Consider the following 4,476-nt stretch of genomic DNA (forward strand, 5'->3'; position numbering starts at 1 on the left):
CTCTTGGCTCCGCGCCTCGTGATGTGGTGACATGGCCGCGGCGCGGCCGCGGGGGGCGGGGGGGGGGGGGGGGGGGGGGGGGACGGCCCGCCCCCACCACCGTGTCACCTGTCTAGCGGGTGCCGGTCTGGCCGGCGGTCTTCTTGGCCGGGTCGGCCTTCCCCCCGGAGGCCTTGCCGGTCTGGGCGCCGCCCTTGGCGGTGCCCGGGGTGGTGCTCTTGCCGGTGGTGGCGCCCTTGCCGGCCACCGGTGCCCCGCTGCCGGGGACGAGCACCGGCGCGTCGGTCCGCGCGGTGTCGCCCGGACCGGCCGGGACGGCGTCGACGGTGCCCTGCGGGACGACCTTCTTGTCGGCCGGCGCCGGGGCGGTCACCGAGTTGGCGGCGACGCTGGGCGCGACCGTCGCGGTCGCCGGGGCGGCGGCCGCGGGCAGCTTCAGCGTGACGCTGCTCTGCAGCTGCGCCGGCTTCACCCAGCCCGAAAGCGTACCGGCGTAAGCGGTACCGAAGGCGGTGGATCCGATGGACAGCTTCTGAGTGGTACCGGTCGGCATGGTGGCCTGGATCTGAACACCGGCCGGGGCGCTCACCGTCACGGTGTCGCCGACCCGGTACGCGGTGACCTGACCGGAGGCCAGGGCCGCGTTCCAGGCCGCGCGGCGCTGGAACTCGGCGCCGATCTCCTTCTGCGGCAGGTTCACGATCGGGGCGTTGTCGGCGTGCAGTCCGCGGTAGGTGGAGAGGATCTTCTCCAGCACCGGGTAGACGATCCGGTCCTCGGACAGGTTCGACTGGTGGATGAAGTGCGGCCGCGGGTCGTTGCTCAGCACGTGGCCGAGGTCGATCCGGGCCTCCAGCGGCACGATGTACGACTGGTAGCCGGTGTTGACGTTCAGCGGCGCCGGCAGGCAGGTGGAGTTGGCGTTGCTCTCGCAGACGCCGCTGCCGCCGTTGGCCACGCTGGTGTAGATCCAGTTGTACTCGTCGGTCTCCTCCTTCGCCGTGCCGGCGTTGTAGAAGACGTTCATCGGGTACCGCGGGACGGTCAGCGTGGACGAGCCGACGGACCGCTGGCCGCTCTCGCGGGAGGCGTCGCTGGCCAGCCACTTGACCCCGTTGGTCACCAGCGAGGGCGCCAGGTACGGGTTGTCGCTGGTCTCCTGCGGGGCGGTCAGCAGGCCGGAGTGCTCGCCGGTGACCAGCTCGGTCTTGTCGATGCCCAGCCCGTGCGCCGCGGCCCAGTCGATGTTGTTCTTGATCTGGGACGTGATGGTGGCCTGGTCGATCCAGACGGTGTTGCCGGCGCCGTCCTTGGTGCACTTCCACGGCACCACCGAGACGTCCTGCAGGCAGCCCAGGTACGGGTGCGTGTAGGTGTGGTTGACCCACCGGTAGCTGCTCTGGTCGGCGACCATCTGGTCCACCACCGGGTCGGTGGTGACCGAGTGGTCGGCCTTCCAGTCCTCGCTGCCGCCGCCGTTGAACACCATGTCCATGGTGAAGTTGTTGGCGGCCTGCCACTGCTTGGCGTACTGCGCGTCCGCCTGGGTCATCCGGATCGGGTTGGCCGTCTCCGGGGTGCCGGGCGGGCAGGTGACGTCGCCGGGGGTGCACTTCAGCACGGTGTCCCAGCGGTCGTCGGCCAGGAAGACGTCGTCGACGTGGGCCGCGAAGTAGTTGCGGTCGTACCCGAGGTGGACGCCCTGGGTGATCCAGTCGACGATGCCGCGCGCCAGCAGCCGGTACTGCTGCTGGTACTGGTTGTAGACGAAGGTGACGACCAGTTCCTTGCGGCCGTCGTGGGCGTACTCGCCGACCAGCGAGCCGTTCGCGGTGGAGCCCGGGATCGGGGCCTCCACCAGCGGCGTGAACGTGGCGCCCGCCGGCAGCGAGGCCAGCGGCGTGGCCAGGTAGCCGTAGCTCTCGTCCACGCCCGGGTCGTTGTCCTCGAACGGGACGGCGCCCTTGAGGTAGCCGAACGGGCCGGCCAGGCCGGCGCCGGTGACCTGGGCCTGGACGCCGTCCAGCTTGCCCATGTAGCCCGGGTTGACCGCCCAGTTCAGGCCGACGTCCGGCTGGGCGTAGGTGTACGCGTCGACCTGGCGGACGCCGAACGCGGCCTCGTAGGTGGCGAGGGCCGTCATCTCGGCGGAGCCGGCGGCGAACGGGTTGTTGTTGGGCATCACGATGCCCTGGAACTTGCCTCGCGGCTGCCCGTTGACGGTGTCGCTGAGGAAGGCGGCGTCGATGACCGGGCGGTTGGCGTCGTTGAGGTCGACGACCTTGTACGGGGTGCCCTGGCTCTTCAGCTCGGCGGCGATGGCCGCCGTCGCAGGGCCGCCGTCGCTGATCACCAGGACCGTCAGGTCGATCCTGGGAGCCGACACGGCACCGTGTGCGAGGGACGACTGCAGGCCGCCGGCCAGCAGGACTGCTGCCGCGCAGGCGGCAACTCTTCGGGTCGCTCGACCCATGTGTGTTCCTCCCCTGGGCAGGGCGCTCCGCTGCTCGGCGCTTTCCTGCCCTGTCGCTGTTCGCGGGCAGCAGGCTGCCCGGCGCCCATCCTGGTGGAGACTCCGCACCGATTGGGACCAAATGGGCGGGAGTGCAGCGAATCTGTTACCAACGTTCATGGTGATGCCATGAAGGCGCTGATTGTGGCGGGAAGTGCACCCGATGCGCAAATAATGAATTGAAAATTAAAACCGGACCCTGAGCGTTACCGCTGGTCACCGACCGTACGGCCGGTGCGGGAGCGGCGCGCCCTACACTGGCGGCGTTGCGCATGACACCCTTGCACATCCCCCTGTTCCGTCGGGCAGGTTCATGCAATATCGCGCAGGGTTGTGTCACGTCACAGTCCGAATATCCAATGGAGGCCACCGCGTGACCGAGCAGCAGACCGAGACCGCCGCTATCCAGGCCATCCGGAAAGCCGCGCAGACGCCGGCGGAGACCACCGGGAAGGGCGGGAAGGCCCTCGGGGAGGCCGACGGGGTGGCGGCCCGGAGTCTCGGCCTGCGCGGCGCCGTCAACGCCCGCGACCTCGGCGGCTACCGGACCGCCGACGGCCGGGTGCTGCGGCACGGCGTCGCCCTGCGCAGCGACGGCCTCAACCGGCTCACCGACGAGGACCTCGGGCTGCTCGGGGCGCTCGGCCTGCGCCAGGTGGTCGACCTGCGCAGCCTCGACGAGGTCCGCGAGGCCGGCCCGGACCGGGTCCCCGGCCTGCCGGTCGCCGCGATCGCGGCCGCCGAGCTGTCGGCCTCGCCGATCACCGTGGAGCGCGCCACCCCGGACGGCATGACCCTGCACCACCTGCCGGTCTTCGCCGCCGACTTCGACATCTACGTCGCGCTGCGCGACGCCCTGGCCGACCGCAGCCCGGAGAAGCAGCGGGCCCTGCTCGGCGACGGCAAGGCCGCCGCGATGATGACCGGCCTCTACCGCTGGTTCGTCACCGACCCGGTCGCGCGCGAGCGCTTCGCCACCGTGCTGCGCCTGCTGGCCGCGCCGGACGGCCCGCCGCTGCTGTTCCACTGCTCGGCGGGGAAGGACCGCACCGGCTGGACGGCGGCGATCCTGCTGACCGCCCTCGGGGTGGACCGCGACACCGTCTTCGCCGACTACCTGCTCACCAACGAGCGGTCCGCCGCGATCGTCGAGAACGTGGTCGACAGCTTCGGCACCCGCGGTCTGATGCGGGAGCCGGAGCTGCTGCTCCCGGTCTTCCGGGCGGAGCGCGACTACCTGGAGGCGGCCTTCGAGGAGGTCACGGCCGGCTGGGTGACCTTCGAGAAGTTCTGGCAGGACGGGCTCGGGCTGGACGACGACGTGCTGGCCGGCCTGCGGGCCAACCTCCTGGAGGACCGGTAGCGGCCCCTGGGCCGCCTTCCGGGCCCTCACCGGCCCCCGGGGGCGTGCCCTAGCTGTACTGACCACGGAGGTTGGTGACAGAGCTCATGGCGGCGTGATCTTGAAATGAGTGAGGGCCTTCTGGCTCGGTGTGGATTGCGACATCTGCACCGGCTCCCAGAGAGGCCCTCATGCCACACCGTAACGCACCGCTGACCGAGACCGGCCGCCTGCGTCTGGCCCGCTGCGTGGTCGAGGACGGCTGGCCACTGCGGCGGGCCGCCGAGCGTTTCCAGGTCTCGCCCACAACGGCCAAACGCTGGGCGGACCGCTACCGCGTCCTGGGCGAGGGCGGCATGAGCGACCGGTCCTCGCGGCCGCACCGCAATCCGCGTCGGCTGCCGGCCCGTACCGAGCGGCGGATAGTCAAGGTCCGTGTCCTGCGCCGGTGGGGACCGGCGCGCATCGCCTACCTGCTCCGTCTGAACCCGGCCACCGTCCACCGGGTCCTGGTCCGCTACCGGCTGGCCCGCCTCTCGCACCTCGACCGCGCCACGGGATGCCCGGTGCGGCGCTACGAACGCGCCGCACCGGGCGAGCTGGTCCACGTCGACATCAAAAA

Annotated in this window: 3 protein-coding genes; 2 read left to right on the forward strand and 1 reads right to left on the reverse strand. The window is 71.1% G+C overall.

Features of this window, described 5'->3' with window-relative positions; all coding sequences use genetic code 11:
* Positions 1-112: 112 nt before the first annotated feature.
* Positions 113-2,473: a hypothetical protein gene (locus ACFVHB_RS35675; RefSeq protein WP_380330686.1), complete on the reverse strand. Its 2,361-nt coding sequence runs from the start codon at positions 2,471-2,473 to the stop codon at positions 113-115.
* Positions 2,474-2,885: 412 nt separating this feature from the next.
* On the opposite strand from ACFVHB_RS35675, the gene ACFVHB_RS35680 reads away from it, so the two are divergent.
* Both ACFVHB_RS35680 and ACFVHB_RS35685 read left to right on the forward strand, forming a co-directional pair.
* Positions 2,886-3,875: a tyrosine-protein phosphatase gene (locus ACFVHB_RS35680; RefSeq protein ID WP_380330689.1), complete on the forward strand. Its 990-nt coding sequence runs from the start codon at positions 2,886-2,888 to the stop codon at positions 3,873-3,875.
* A 170-nt stretch (positions 3,876-4,045) separates the two neighbouring features.
* Positions 4,046-4,476 (forward strand): leucine zipper domain-containing protein (locus tag ACFVHB_RS35685; RefSeq protein ID WP_380330692.1); only part of this gene is annotated, 431 nt, incomplete at its 3' end.

This window comes from Kitasatospora sp. NPDC127111, from assembly GCF_042677465.1.
In the GTDB taxonomy this organism is placed as follows: domain Bacteria; phylum Actinomycetota; class Actinomycetes; order Streptomycetales; family Streptomycetaceae; genus Kitasatospora.

What these genes read in the sequence shown, in the direction of transcription:
- ACFVHB_RS35675 (WP_380330686.1), bottom strand. Translation starts at nt 2,473, where the DNA reads ATGGGTCGAGCGACCCGAAGAGTTGCCGCCTGCGCGGCAGCAGTCCTG.